General features: G+C 61.5%; 13 protein-coding genes. 7 read left to right on the forward strand and 6 right to left on the reverse strand.

All coding sequences use genetic code 11. The features are described from left to right. Nucleotides 1–3: 3 nt before the first annotated feature. From AAD018_RS04255 to AAD018_RS04270, 4 genes are all read right to left on the reverse strand, one after another. Nucleotides 4–1824 carry a DUF294 nucleotidyltransferase-like domain-containing protein gene (locus AAD018_RS04255; RefSeq protein WP_367313364.1) on the reverse strand — a complete coding sequence of 607 codons (1821 nt, stop codon included), beginning with the start codon at nt 1822–1824 and terminating at the stop codon, nt 4–6. Between the two features lie 69 nt (nt 1825–1893). Then, complete coding sequence (locus AAD018_RS04260) at nt 1894–3678, reverse strand: sodium:solute symporter family protein (RefSeq protein ID WP_367313363.1); 1785 nt, start codon at nt 3676–3678, stop codon at nt 1894–1896. A 3-nt stretch (nt 3679–3681) separates the two neighbouring features. Continuing rightward, on the reverse strand, nt 3682–3942 hold the full coding sequence (locus AAD018_RS04265) for a DUF4212 domain-containing protein (protein ID WP_367313362.1): 261 nt from the start codon (nt 3940–3942) through the stop codon (nt 3682–3684). Further along, nucleotides 3929–4072: a hypothetical protein gene (locus AAD018_RS04270; RefSeq protein WP_367313361.1), complete on the reverse strand. Its 144-nt coding sequence runs from the start codon at nt 4070–4072 to the stop codon at nt 3929–3931. Before AAD018_RS04270 ends, AAD018_RS04265 begins: the two co-directional genes overlap by 14 nt. A 306-nt stretch (nt 4073–4378) precedes the next feature. On the opposite strand from AAD018_RS04270, the gene AAD018_RS04275 reads away from it, so the two are divergent. From AAD018_RS04275 to AAD018_RS04285, 3 genes are all read left to right on the forward strand, one after another. After that, the gene (locus tag AAD018_RS04275; RefSeq protein ID WP_367313360.1) at nt 4379–4798 is read left to right on the forward strand and encodes a hypothetical protein; all 420 of its coding nucleotides are present in this window, start codon (nt 4379–4381) and stop codon (nt 4796–4798) included. 115 nt (nt 4799–4913) lie between these two features. Beyond that, on the forward strand, nt 4914–5621 hold the full coding sequence (gene ubiG, locus AAD018_RS04280; RefSeq protein ID WP_367313359.1) for a bifunctional 2-polyprenyl-6-hydroxyphenol methylase/3-demethylubiquinol 3-O-methyltransferase UbiG: 708 nt from the start codon (nt 4914–4916) through the stop codon (nt 5619–5621). 107 nt (nt 5622–5728) lie between these two features. Continuing rightward, complete coding sequence (locus AAD018_RS04285; RefSeq protein ID WP_367313358.1) at nt 5729–6436, forward strand: N-acetylmuramoyl-L-alanine amidase; 708 nt, start codon at nt 5729–5731, stop codon at nt 6434–6436. 25 nt (nt 6437–6461) lie between these two features. Here AAD018_RS04285 and AAD018_RS04290 read toward each other — a convergent pair whose 3' ends face one another. Beyond that, nucleotides 6462–6950, reverse strand: coding sequence for an SH3 domain-containing protein (locus tag AAD018_RS04290; RefSeq protein ID WP_412005201.1), 489 nt, complete (start codon nt 6948–6950; stop codon nt 6462–6464). Between the two features lie 99 nt (nt 6951–7049). Between AAD018_RS04290 and AAD018_RS04295 the strand changes: the two genes are divergently transcribed. From AAD018_RS04295 to AAD018_RS04310, 4 genes are all read left to right on the forward strand, one after another. After that, entirely contained in the window at nt 7050–8036 is a 987-nt protein-coding gene (locus AAD018_RS04295; protein ID WP_367313357.1) for a 2-hydroxyacid dehydrogenase, read from the forward strand. A 171-nt stretch (nt 8037–8207) separates the two neighbouring features. Continuing rightward, complete coding sequence (locus tag AAD018_RS04300) at nt 8208–8726, forward strand: hypothetical protein (protein WP_367313356.1); 519 nt, start codon at nt 8208–8210, stop codon at nt 8724–8726. Nucleotides 8727–8824: 98 nt separating this feature from the next. Then, complete coding sequence (locus tag AAD018_RS04305; protein ID WP_367313355.1) at nt 8825–9361, forward strand: eCIS core domain-containing protein; 537 nt, start codon at nt 8825–8827, stop codon at nt 9359–9361. Nucleotides 9362–9661: 300 nt separating this feature from the next. Next, on the forward strand, nt 9662–10057 hold the full coding sequence (locus AAD018_RS04310) for a thiol-disulfide oxidoreductase DCC family protein (RefSeq protein ID WP_367313354.1): 396 nt from the start codon (nt 9662–9664) through the stop codon (nt 10055–10057). Here the strand turns inward: AAD018_RS04310 and AAD018_RS04315 are convergent. Continuing rightward, nucleotides 10054–11946 (reverse strand): AMP-binding protein, encoded by a 1893-nt coding sequence (locus tag AAD018_RS04315; protein WP_367313353.1) that lies wholly within the window; start codon nt 11944–11946, stop codon nt 10054–10056. The genes AAD018_RS04310 and AAD018_RS04315 overlap by 4 nt on opposite strands. Nucleotides 11947–12069 lie beyond the last annotated feature (123 nt).

Raw genomic sequence — 12069 nt, forward strand, 5'->3', positions numbered from 1 at the left:
GCCTCATCCTAACGCGCCTTTGCCCGAACCGGCAGCCGCTTGCATCGTCTTGACTACCACGAAGGCATTGCGCAAATGGCTCCGCTCGAAATCCGACAGATCCGACGGGTCGAGGAAATTGCTCGGCGCTTCCCCCGCCCGGATCTGCGCGGCCTGATGGGTCAGCCGCATCGCAGCGATCAGATCATAGGCATCCAGCAGATCGCTCCCGCCCGAGCCTGATAGAACGCCCGCCGCAATCCCCGCCTCCAGCCGCGCCCGCGTGTTGACCGGCGTCAGCCGACCTTGAAGCGCATAGACCCGCCCCAGATCGACCACAGGCACCACGCCCCTGTGCTTGAGATCCAGCCGGTTGCGCTGATCCCCGGATCGGATCGTCGCCAGTCCCCGAAGCAGCCCCAGGGGCGGCTGATGCTTAAGCGAATTAGAGATCATATGCGCGGTAAAGATCGAATTGGCCGATGCCGCCTCCAGCGTCTCGGCCTGCAGATCCGCCCCCAGTGTCTCGTCCCCGCCGATAGCGCGCAGATCGAACATCACCGAGGCAAGCATCTGCGCCTCGGGATCGGGCCGCTCGATCCATCCCCGGAAATACTCCCGCCAGACGCGCAGCGGCTGGCACCAGCGCGGATTGGTCGCCATCATATCGCCGGGACAATAGAAATATCCGCAGACATCCAGCCCATCGCTCACAAACCGCGCCAGATCCCGGAAATACGGCATGTCCGCCTCTGTCGCATCGTCGGACAGGATCAGGCAATTGTCCTGATCGGACACGCCCGTCTGCTCCTGACGTCCCTGACTGCCGCAGGCGAGCCAAAGATAGGGCACCGGCGGTGCGCCCAGCTCCGCCTCGGCCAGCGCCAACAGGCGCCGTGTCGCGGTATCGGCAATATCGGTGATCAGACGGGTGACGACCTCGTGACGATTGCCGGTCTCTACCAGCTGCACCAAAAGCTGCGGGATATCCGCCGTCGCGCGCGCCATCTGCACGGCGCTCTCCGCCTTGGCCACGCGGCCCACCAGATCAGCCGAGGACATGGCTAGCGCACGGGTCAGATCGGTCTGCGTGACGATCCCGACCAGAGCTTCCCCGTCCATGATCGGAATATGCCCGATTCCGCGCTCCACCATCAAATGCAGCACATCCGTTACCAGCGCGTCCGGGCGCAGGGATAACGGATCCGCCGTCATGATCTCGCGGACCGGCGCCTCCGGATCGCCGCCCTCCGCGATCACCCGCCCGTTCATATCGCGGAGCGTGACGATCCCGTGAAACCCGTCCGCATCGCTTACGCAGATCGACGAGATCCGGCGCCCTTGCATCATCCCCGCCGCAGCGCGGATCGGCGTCTGGGGCGTGCAGACGAGCGGATCGCGGGTCATCAACCGCTCCACCGGCAAGGTCGCCAGATCCGGCCCGACAGGCCGCTCCGGGCGGCGCCGGTCGAAAAACTTCGCCACAGGCGCATGGGCATCAATCAGCGCAAAGAACGCCTCGGAGGGGACAACGATCAACGTCGCCTCCGCCGTTACCTTCGCATCGCGGCTCGCCTCATCCCCCCTGAGCAAAGCGCGCTCCCCAAAGGAATTTCGCGGCCCCAGCAGCGACAGCTGAACCCCCGCCTCATCGGTGATCTGCACCTCGCCGCTCACGACGACGTAAAGGGCGGTGATCGCGTCGCCGATGGCGAAAACCGTCTCGCCCGCGCCGAAATCGGCGGCCTCGCAGACCTCGGCAAGCTCCGCCAAAGCCGCCTCGGGCAGACTGTCATAGGGATGAACGGAGGCGAGGAATTGGGCCAGATGTGCCGGAAGGGGCATGATGCGGGCCTCTATTGCGAGATGTCCTGCCCGCGCGCAAACGCAGGCAGAACAAATTTTCAACGACGCTTAGTGATCGACCGCAGTACCGGCCCCGCGCGGGACACGAACGCTCTCCACTAGATCCTTGATCTCCTGCGGCGTCTCCTTGGTCATACCCGAGACCACGAAGGCCACCGCAAAGTTGACCGCCGCCCCGATTGCGCCGAACGAGGTCGACTGGACCGGACCAAGAAGCGGGTTGGCATCCGTGAACGTGTTGGTGTCCGGGATAAAGAACCAGCCCTTATGCAGGAAGATATAAAGCAGCGTCGTCACCAGACCCGCCAGCATCCCCGCGACCGCGCCGACATTGTTGATGCGGGTCGAGAAGATCCCCATCATCAGCGCCGGAAAGATCGAGGCTGCCGCAAGGCCAAAGGCCAGCGCCACCGTTTGCGCCGCAAAGCCGGGCGGATTGAGCCCCAGCAGAACCGCCACCACAATCGCCGCCGCCATCGAGATCCGCGCCGCAAGCAACTCGGATTTCTCTGACATGTTGGGCGTCAGCTGCCCTTTCAGCAGATCGTGCGACACCGCCGAGGAGATCGCCAGCAGCAGACCCGCCGCCGTCGACAAGGCCGCCGCCAGACCGCCCGCCGCCACCAGACCGATGACCCATCCGGGAAGCGAGGCAATCTCGGGATTGGCCAGCACCAGGATATCGCGGTTGAAGTTGGTCAGCTCATTGCCCTCCCAACCGTTCGCCGCCGCGCGTTCCTGAAGCTCGGCATTGGCATCGTTGTAGTACTGGATCCGGCCATCGCCGTTCTTGTCCTCCCAGCCCAAAAGGCCGGTCTTCTGCCAGGTCGCCATCCAGGCATAATCGGGATCGCTCTCGATCTGCTCCACGCTGACCGCCTCGCCCTCCGTGCCATTGGGCCACATCAGCTCAGAGATGTTCAGCCGCGCCATCGCCCCCACAGCCGGAGCCGTCAGGTAAAGCAGCGCGATGAAGACCAGCGTCCAGCCCGCCGACCAGCGGGCATCCGACACGCGCGGGACGGTAAAGAACCGCATGATGACATGGGGCAGACCCGCCGTGCCGATCATCAGCGACAGCGTGAACAGCACCATGTTGATCGTCGATCCATGTGCCGCCGTATACTCGTTAAAGCCCAGATCGGTGACGATCTGGTTCAGCTTGGCCAAAAGCGGTTCGCCCGAGGCGGTATGCTCTCCAAAGAGACCCAGCGCCGGGATCGGCGTGCCGGTCAGTTGCAGCGAGATAAAGATCGCCGGGATCGTATAGGCCGTGATCAGCACGATATACTGCGCCACCTGCGTATAGGTCACGCCCTTCATGCCGCCGAAGACCGCATAGGCAAAGACCACGCAGGCTCCGATCAGCAGTCCCCAAAAGGCGTCAATCTCAAGGAACCGCCCGAACGCGATCCCCACCCCCTGCATCTGCCCGATCACATAGGTGATCGACGCAACAAGCAGGCAGATCACCGCCACCATGCGCGCCGTCGGCGAATAGAACCGGTCGCCGATGAATTCGGATACGGTGAACTTGCCGAACTTGCGCAAATACGGCGCCAGAAGCAGCGCCAGCAACACATAGCCACCCGTCCAGCCCATCAGGAAGGACGAGTTGTCATAGCCGGTGAACGCGATCAGACCGGCCATCGAGATAAACGACGCCGCCGACATCCAGTCCGCCGCCGTCGCCATTCCGTTGGTCACCGGATGCACGCCGCGCCCGGCCGCATAAAACTCCGCGGTCGACCCCGCCCGGGCCCAGACCGCGATCCCGATATAAAGCGCGAAGGACGCGCCCACAAAGAGCAGATTGAGTGTGAACTGATCCATCTTCTATTCCTCGTCCACGCCGTATTCACGGTCGAGCCTGTTCATCCGCCAGGCGTAAAAGAAGATCAGAACCAGAAAGACCAGGATCGATCCCTGCTGCGCGAACCAGAACCCCAGATCGGTCCCCCCGACCGAAATCCCCGCCAACAAAGGACGCAGGACAATCCCGAACCCGAACGACACCACCGCCCAGATCACCAAACTGATCAGGATAAGCCGCACATTCGCCGCCCAATACTCACGCGGATCTTTATTCTCGCTCATGGTCTGTCTCCTCCTTCGATAATCTCTCGAGCCGAGCCCGCACGCCGCCCAGGACCGCAATGCCGCCCCGGGATGCAGGCACGACCAACGGCGCCGCCGTTCCCGGCACCGCATCTGCAATCGCACTCATGCTGTCTGTCCTGCACTGGTCCCCACCCCGCCAGACCGACCGGACACCACGCTCCTCACAAGGACGCCCGACCTCTTTGCCTAGACCCTACACAGTCTGCTGACGAAAGGAGTACCCCAAAGGTCTCCTTGACAAATTTTGTAAATTCATCCTCCGGCAACCGACGTCTGCGGTAAAAGACCTTTACAAAAGCCTGCTGTGACCCGTCGCCTCTGTATCGACCCAAGGGCAGCTTCGAGCCCAAACGTAGATTGAGATTGGACCCTTCATAGCTTCATATAGCCTAAGCCAATAGTAGGAAGTATTGTGTCGAAGCGCGAACTCTTGATCGATGGCATCAAGCCAGACGAGATTGTGAATCTCGATGATTTGGACGCCTACACTCTCGCTGGGCGTCCAATTGTATTCTCTGTTGGCGAAGCGAAAGTTCTCGCTGAGTTCTCCAAATCAGGGAAAGTGCTTACTGTTGAAATTGCCGTTGTAGAACAAGGTGGTGAAGGGGTGTTCCCGGTGCTGATCAATACTATTGAAAGAGCGGTATTGAAGCGGGATTTTGCTGCAATCGAATGGTCTGTCCTTGCAAGGAACTGCTCGACGCCAAATCCTAAACTGATGCGAGTTCTAGAGAAAATCGGCTTCGAAGTACGACAACTAGATAGTGGCACCGAGTTCTACTGGCAGCGACGGTCCATCAATGACTCTCTCTTGCGGCGTGTTTCACGCTAGGTCCAATTTGTCCCACAGACCGGACAATGCGCGCGACACTCGCCCATCAGATGACGCGACCCCACCGCGCTCTATTTCAATGGCTGTTCCTAACCCCGCGAGAAGGACCCGCCCCATGGCCAAGCGCCAGCGCAACGATCTGACGATCTACGACGATGTCGCCGCCAACTGGTGGTCCGATGATATCCGCTGGGTGCGCACGCTCAAGAACATGGTGCCCGGGCGGCTCTCCTATTTCGACCGCTTCATCGACTGGCCCGGCAAGACGGTGCTGGATCTGGGCTGCGCCGGAGGGTTCCTCGCCGAAGCGCTCCACGACCGCGGCGCCAAGGTCACCGGCATCGACCCCGCGACGGAGGCGATCGCCGCCGCTCGCGCCCATGCCGAGGAAACTGGCAAGGACATCCGCTACGATACCGGCGTCGGAGAGGACCTGCCCTATGACGACGCCATCTTCGACGCGGTCGCCTGCGTCGACGTGCTCGAACATGTCTCGGACCTCCACCAGGTCCTGGCCGAAGTCCACCGCGTCCTCAAACCCGGCGGCCTCTTCTTCTACGACACGATCAACCGCAACCCGCTTTCCCGCCTCGCCGTGATCACCGTGGCCGAGGATATTCTGCGCCTCCTGCCCAAGGGCACCCACGATCCGGAGATGTTCATCACCCCGTCCGAACTGACCGCCGCGCTTGAAATGGCTGGCCTTGAGCCCGGAGACACCACCGGCCTCGGCCCCCGGGGCCTCACCAAACGGCTCGACCCCACCTTCGGGCGCCTGCCGCTCAAGACGATCATCTACATGGGCACCGCCCGGAAGGCTTAAGAATCTCCGCCTCAATATCTGAGCAGATCTTCCATTGTTTCTACTTTTAGTTTATAAAGATTAAATCTGAGGATGTATTTTATCGATGTTTAGTTTGCGAGAGTGCCATGTTTTCAAAGAGTTCACAGCCCGACTCCCGTTTGTCACGTTATGACCATTTGATCGTTCATGTGACGGCCACGCCGCCCGATCAGGATCTCGATGATACCGATATCGACCGGATGCATCGGGCACGACGTTTCAATAGCTGCGGATATAATGCTCTGATCAAGAGAGACGGGACCTGGCTCGACTCCGACATGGGTGCTTTGACACGCCCTATCGGTAAATCAGGTGCGCATGTGGGGAATTGCGGGCCGGGCTGGAATGAGCGATCTTTTGGAATATCCCTGGTTGGCGGGGTTGATGCGAGCAATCGCCCTCAACATAATGCAACACCAAAGCAGATGGACACGCTTGCGAAGGGTCTGAGAAGATTTCTGGAACTCTATCCAGGTGATCCTGACAGCGTGATCGTTATGGGCCATCGTGATCTCATACGTCGCACAAGCGGTTCTGCCAAAGCGTGTCCTTGCTTTGATATCATCCCTTGGTGGCAGGAACACTCGAAGACCGTTTCAGCGCCCGAAGAGATATCCCGCGGCGGAGAGCCGTCCTTGGTAGATCGTCCCCCTTTCTGGACAGTGGCCTCGGGCGATACCCTATCCGAAATTGCTCAGGTCACAGGTGTCTCGATTGACGAGATGAAAGAACTCAATCCCGAGATCTATAATCTTGACCTGATTGCCGTCGGTCAAATCATCCGCCTGACCTGAACCATTGATAGGGAGCTACTTGATCCTACTCGCGGATCTCGTCCGCCCCCACACCCCAGAGCGTGCCCTTCGGCGCCCAGCCACGATAGCCGCCCGCGCGCACCCGGCACCAGTCGGGGCCGCAATCGCCCAGCCGCGCAACCACGCCCGCTTCCAGCTCCGCCGTCTCCAGCGCCGCCGCATCGGGGGTCGCGCGCAGCATCACAGGCTCGTCGACAATGACCGTCCGCGCGCCCGACAGCAGCGAGTAGTGCACCCAGCCGCCCTGACCCTCGCGATCCTCGACCCGCCGCCAATGGCCATGCTCCGCCGTGATCCTCAACGGCATATCGCGCCGCACGAAAACCCAGTCGATCCGGTGGCTGAGCGACGGGCCGCGCCGCGCATTGCCCTCGCTCGCCTTCATCGACACGTAGCGCGGCAAGGGCAGGTTCGTCACCGGCCCCCGCTCGGCCGCGACCGCGCCCGCAAGAACGCAAAAGGCAACGGCGCTGGCGATCATCCGTCTAATCATCTGGGTCACTGCTCTCATTCGGGGGTTCTTGTGCCGCCCGTCCATTGCCGTCACCATGGCCTGAAACGGTCCCCGGTCTCAAGCAAAGGACACCGCCCCATGCCCGGCAAGCGCCTCACTGTTGTCGTCACGCGACGGTTGCCCGAACGGGTCGAAACCCGCCTCTCCGAGCTTTTCGACACCCAGCTCAGGACGGACGACACGCCCATGACTCGCGACGAGCTGATCGCAGCGGCCCGCCAGGCCGACGTCCTTGTCCCCACGATCACCGATACGATCGACGCCAATGTCCTCGCCGCCGCCGGAGATCGGCTAAGGCTCATCGCCAATTACGGGGCAGGGGTCGACCATATCGACGTCGCCTCCGCCCGCCAGCGCGGCATCCTCGTCTCGAACACGCCCGGCGTGCTGACCGAGGACACCGCTGATATGACCATGGCGCTGATCCTCGCCGTCACACGCCGCATCCCCGAGGGCCTCGCCGTGATGCAAAAGGGCGAATGGGACGGCTGGTCTCCCGGCGCCTTTCTCGGCGGCCGCGTCGGAGGCCGCCGTCTCGGCATCCTCGGAATGGGCCGCATCGGCAGCGCCGTCGCCCGCCGGGCCCGCGCCTTCGGGATGCAGATCCATTATCATAACCGCACCCGCCTGCGCCCCGAGATCGAGGACGAGCTCGAGGCGACCTATTGGGAAAGCCTCGACCAGATGGTCTCCCGCGTCGACGTGCTCTCGGTCAACTGCCCGCACACGCCCTCGACCTTCCACCTGATGAACGCCCGCCGCCTCAAGCTGATGAAGCCCTCCGCCGTCCTCGTGAACACCTCCCGCGGAGAGGTCGTCGACGAAAACGCCCTCACCCGGCAGCTGCGCACCGGAGACCTCGCCGGAGCGGGCCTCGACGTCTACGAGCGCGGCACCAACATCAACCCCCGCCTGCGAGAGCTACGCAATGTGGTCCTCCTCCCCCATATGGGCTCCGCCACCGAAGAAGGCCGCGCCGAAATGGGCGAGAAAGTCCTCCTCAACATCAAAACCTTCGACGACGGCCACAGACCCCCGGATCAGGTCGTGCCGGGGATGATTTGAGGAATTAAATGCGCTCAACAAGTAACTGCACTTCAGTTCACAGGTTTGCTTATAGATGAATTTGACGCGAAGTTAGACTTCGAGCGTGAAGTTTTGATCTCTCATGCGCTATGATTTAATATAAACACCTTTTTTAATTGCGAGATCGTTATGAAGACAAAAGGAAACTTCTTGGGCTTTCTTATCCCTTTCCTCTCAGCGTTTCTAGTATACTTATTTATAATAGGATATATGAATTGGGATTCTTGGGGCTTCAGCGGTTTCGGAGATTCTATAATAGCAGGACTTGCGGCCGTCTTAGCTTTTCTCTTTCTATACATGACGTCTTCTCAATATGGCCGTGGCGGGAAGGCAGGTATGGCACGATCAACTACTATCAGTCTCTTTCTATTATTGGCTTTGCCATTTTTTGCTATGGTATTTTTTTGGGGTGGACTTATGACGTACGGAGCTTTCCAGGAGTTCTCGGAAAACACACAGAATTTTGGCTTAGGACGTACGTTGATTGGGTTGGTTCTTGCCCCAGTATTTGGTTTGCTGATCGTAGCAGACAGTGCAGATAAAATATTTTCTGATGCGCTAACCTTCATTCTGGCTAAGCTGTACCTTATTTTGCCTCTATTGGCTCTTTTCCACTTCGCACACCGTCGACGCCATCATCTATCAGGGAACTCAGCCGACAAGCTATAGGCGCGCAAATTCACGTAGGGTGGGTGGTTCCGCGCCTCCAGCGCGGGTTCACCCACCGACTCTCCGCTCTCAACTCGCTACGCCCCTCGAGCCACCCCATGCCCCTCCGCTTCCTCCTCACCCTGCTCCTCGCCACCCCCATCGCTGCAGAGACGCGGGACCGGTCCATCATCCGCCACGCCGCCCCCATGCTCGCCGCCACCCTTACAGCGGCCCGCGATCACTACGGCCCGGGCGCCAAACCCCTCCCGCCCCATATCCGCACCCAGCTCGCGCGCTATTACACCGAGGCGGATCTCGCGCCCGTCCGCTATGTCGTAGACCAAACCGGCCAGACGCTCCCGGCGCTCATCAACCGCGCCCAGCTCGAGGCGGGAGAGACCGCGAACCACGCCGTGACCATCGGGCCGATCATCGTCTTCGGCACCGAGCCGGGGCCCGAGACCAGCCTCTATCTTTGGGCGCACGAGGTCTGCCACACGCTCCAATATCGCCGCCTTGGGATGGAAGGCTTCGCGGCTGCCTATCTCGCAGATGCCGCCGGGATCGAGGCCGTCGCGACCCGGGCCGGGCGGGCTGCCATCCGGGCTGCACTCGATCCCAACGCCACGGCACGCCTCTCGCATGACTGCTGAGCTCTCTCAACAATCAGGTCCCTGCGCACGGGATTGTCCATCACCGTTGCGCCCCTGAGGCATCGACCGGTTCCTTAAGGCGGGACTCTCCCAAAAATCCACCGACCGGATACCGACGCAATACCGACCGGATACCGAAGCCCGAATTTGCGCCCATTCCCCTTATTTACCTATTGATTCGCACACTCACCGCTCCTTGTGGGGGCTCGCCTCCCCTCCAGGTCATTTCTCGTTAAGACTTAGGCGCCCCGCTGGACAAGTGCAGGCTCCGCCCCTACCTCCAAAGGGAAAGGCGGTCCCATGTCCGATCCGGTTTCGATCCTCTATGACGGCGAATGCCCGTTCTGCTCGCGCTTCGTGGCGATGGTGCGCCTGCGCGAGGCCGTCGGCCCGGTCGAGCTCATCAACGCCCGCGACGGAGGCCCCCTCGTGGACCAGGCCAATGCCCTCGGGCTTGATCTGGATGAGGGGATGGTGCTGGTCATGGACGGACAGTTCCACCACGGCGCAGAGGCTATGAACCGCATCGCCATGCTTTCATCGGACAGCACGATCTTCAACAAATTCAACGGCTTCGTCTTCCGCAATGCCGGTCTGTCGCGCGCGCTTTACCCCGTCCTGCGCGGCGGCAGGAACGCCACGCTGGCGCTTCTGGGCCGCCGCAAAATGCGGGACGACCCGCCACCCGCAGGCTAGGGCGCGGCCGGATATCCGACCCGCCCCAGCGCCTCGCGAAGCTCTTCCAGGATCACCGGATCGTCGATCGTCGCAGGCATCTTGAACGCCCGTCCATCGGCAATCGACGCCATCGTCCCCCGCAGGATCTTGCCCGACCGCGTCTTCGGCAACCGGTCCACCACAAGCGCCAGTTTGAAGGCCGCAACCGGCCCGATCGTGCCGCGGACCCGCTGCACGCAATCGGCAACCACATCCGCCTCGGCCCTATCGCACCCCGCATTGAGACATAAAAATCCCATTGGAATCTGACCCTTAAGCGCATCGGCGACCCCGATCACCGCGCATTCCGCCACATCCGGATGCCCTGCCAGAACCTCTTCCATGGCCCCGGTCGATAGCCTATGGCCGGCGACATTTATCACGTCATCGGTCCGCGCCATGATCCACAGATAGCCGTCCTCATCGACATATCCCGCATCCCCCGTTTCGTAATATCCGGGGAACTGATCGAGATAGCTTTTGCGGAACCGCTCTTCTGCCTGCCAAAGCGTCGGCAGCGTTCCGGGCGGCAGCGGCAGCTTGATGGCGATCGATCCAAGATCCCCGGCAGGGACCGGAAGGCCATCTTCTCCAAGGATATCAACCTCGTAGCCGGGCATCGGAACGGCAGGCGATCCGATCTTCACCGGCAGCAGACCCAGCCCGAGCGGATTGCCCGCGATCGTATAACCCGTCTCGGTCTGCCACCAGTGATCGATCACCGGCACGCCAAGCACCTTCTGGGCCCATTCGATCGTATCGGGATCGGCCCGCTCCCCGGCCAGAAACAGCGCCCGAAGCGACGACAGATCATAAGCCCCCGATAGCTCTCCCTTCGGATCCTCCCGCTTGATCGCACGAAACGCTGTCGGAGCAGTGAAAAGGACCGCAACATCATACTCTTGGATGACCCGCCAGAACGTCCCCGCATCCGGCGTTCCCACCGGCTTTCCCTCGAATATCACCGTCGTGCAGCCATGGATCAGAGGCGCGTAACAGATATAGCTGTGCCCCACGACCCAGCCCACATCAGAGGCGGCCCAGAAGACCTCTCCCGGTTTGACGCCATAGATCGCCTCTATCGTCCAGTCGAGCGCCACGAGATGCCCGCCCGTTGGTCGTACCACGCCTTTGGGCTGACCGGTCGTTCCGGACGTGTAGAGGATATAGGCGGGATGATCGCCGCTAACCGGAACGCAGGGAACAGGATCCGCAGCCTCAAGATCGTCCCAGTCCAGATCGCGGCCGGGGGTCAGCTTTGAAGGCGACTGAGCCCGTTGAAAGATAACGCAAAAGTCGGGGCTGTGCTGCGCCTCATCCAATGCCCCGTTAAGAAGAGGCTCATAGTCGACGATCCGCCCCGGCTCGATCCCGCAGGAGCCCGAGAGGATCGCTTTGGGCGTTGCGTCGTCGATCCGGACAGCCAGCTCATGCGACGCAAAGCCCCCGAAGACGACCGAATGAATGGCTCCGATCCGCGCGCAGGCGAGCATCGCGATGACCGCTTCGGGCACCATCGGCATATAGATGAGAACCCGGTCGCCTATGCCGATCCCGCGACCCGCCAAGCCGCCCGCGACACGCGAGACACGATCTTGAAGCTGGGCATAGGTGATCCGCGATTTGGTCTCCGTGACGGGGCTGTCATAGAGGATCGCGTCCCGATCCCCGTGACCTGCCTCGACATGCCGGTCGACCGCATTCCAGCAGGTATTGACTTCGCCATCCTTGAACCACTCATAAATTGGAGCTTTCTCGCTCCAGAGCGCGCGGGTAGGGACCGTGTCCCAGTCGATGGCCTTTGCTTGCCTGAGCCACCAGCCCTCGGGATCGGCCTGCCAGGCCGCATAGCTCTCGCGATACCCCATGGAACATCCTCCCTCGTCCAGTTCCGTTCTAGGGGGCGAACGGGACCATTCGCAAGGGGCCTGCGGGGATGCGGTTCGGGCGCTCGCGCGTGCCGCGCATCGCCCCGCCCCCCATCCCCGCAG

This window comes from Aestuariibius insulae (assembly GCF_040783535.2).
GTDB classification, from domain to species: Bacteria; Pseudomonadota; Alphaproteobacteria; order Rhodobacterales; family Rhodobacteraceae; genus Aestuariibius; species Aestuariibius insulae.

Coding starts and splice junctions, on each gene's coding strand:
- AAD018_RS04255 (WP_367313364.1), bottom strand. CDS start 1,824: ATGCCCCTTCCGGCACATCTGGCCCAATTCCTCGCCTCCGTTCATCCC.
- AAD018_RS04260 (WP_367313363.1), bottom strand. CDS start 3,678: ATGGATCAGTTCACACTCAATCTGCTCTTTGTGGGCGCGTCCTTCGCG.
- AAD018_RS04265 (WP_367313362.1), bottom strand. CDS start 3,942: ATGAGCGAGAATAAAGATCCGCGTGAGTATTGGGCGGCGAATGTGCGG.
- AAD018_RS04270 (WP_367313361.1), bottom strand. CDS start 4,072: ATGAGTGCGATTGCAGATGCGGTGCCGGGAACGGCGGCGCCGTTGGTC.
- ubiG (WP_367313359.1), top strand. CDS start 4,914: ATGGCCAAGCGCCAGCGCAACGATCTGACGATCTACGACGATGTCGCC.
- AAD018_RS04285 (WP_367313358.1), top strand. CDS start 5,729: ATGTTTTCAAAGAGTTCACAGCCCGACTCCCGTTTGTCACGTTATGAC.
- AAD018_RS04290 (WP_412005201.1), bottom strand. CDS start 6,950: ATGATTAGACGGATGATCGCCAGCGCCGTTGCCTTTTGCGTTCTTGCG.
- AAD018_RS04295 (WP_367313357.1), top strand. CDS start 7,050: ATGCCCGGCAAGCGCCTCACTGTTGTCGTCACGCGACGGTTGCCCGAA.
- AAD018_RS04305 (WP_367313355.1), top strand. CDS start 8,825: ATGCCCCTCCGCTTCCTCCTCACCCTGCTCCTCGCCACCCCCATCGCT.
- AAD018_RS04310 (WP_367313354.1), top strand. CDS start 9,662: ATGTCCGATCCGGTTTCGATCCTCTATGACGGCGAATGCCCGTTCTGC.
- AAD018_RS04315 (WP_367313353.1), bottom strand. CDS start 11,946: ATGGGGTATCGCGAGAGCTATGCGGCCTGGCAGGCCGATCCCGAGGGC.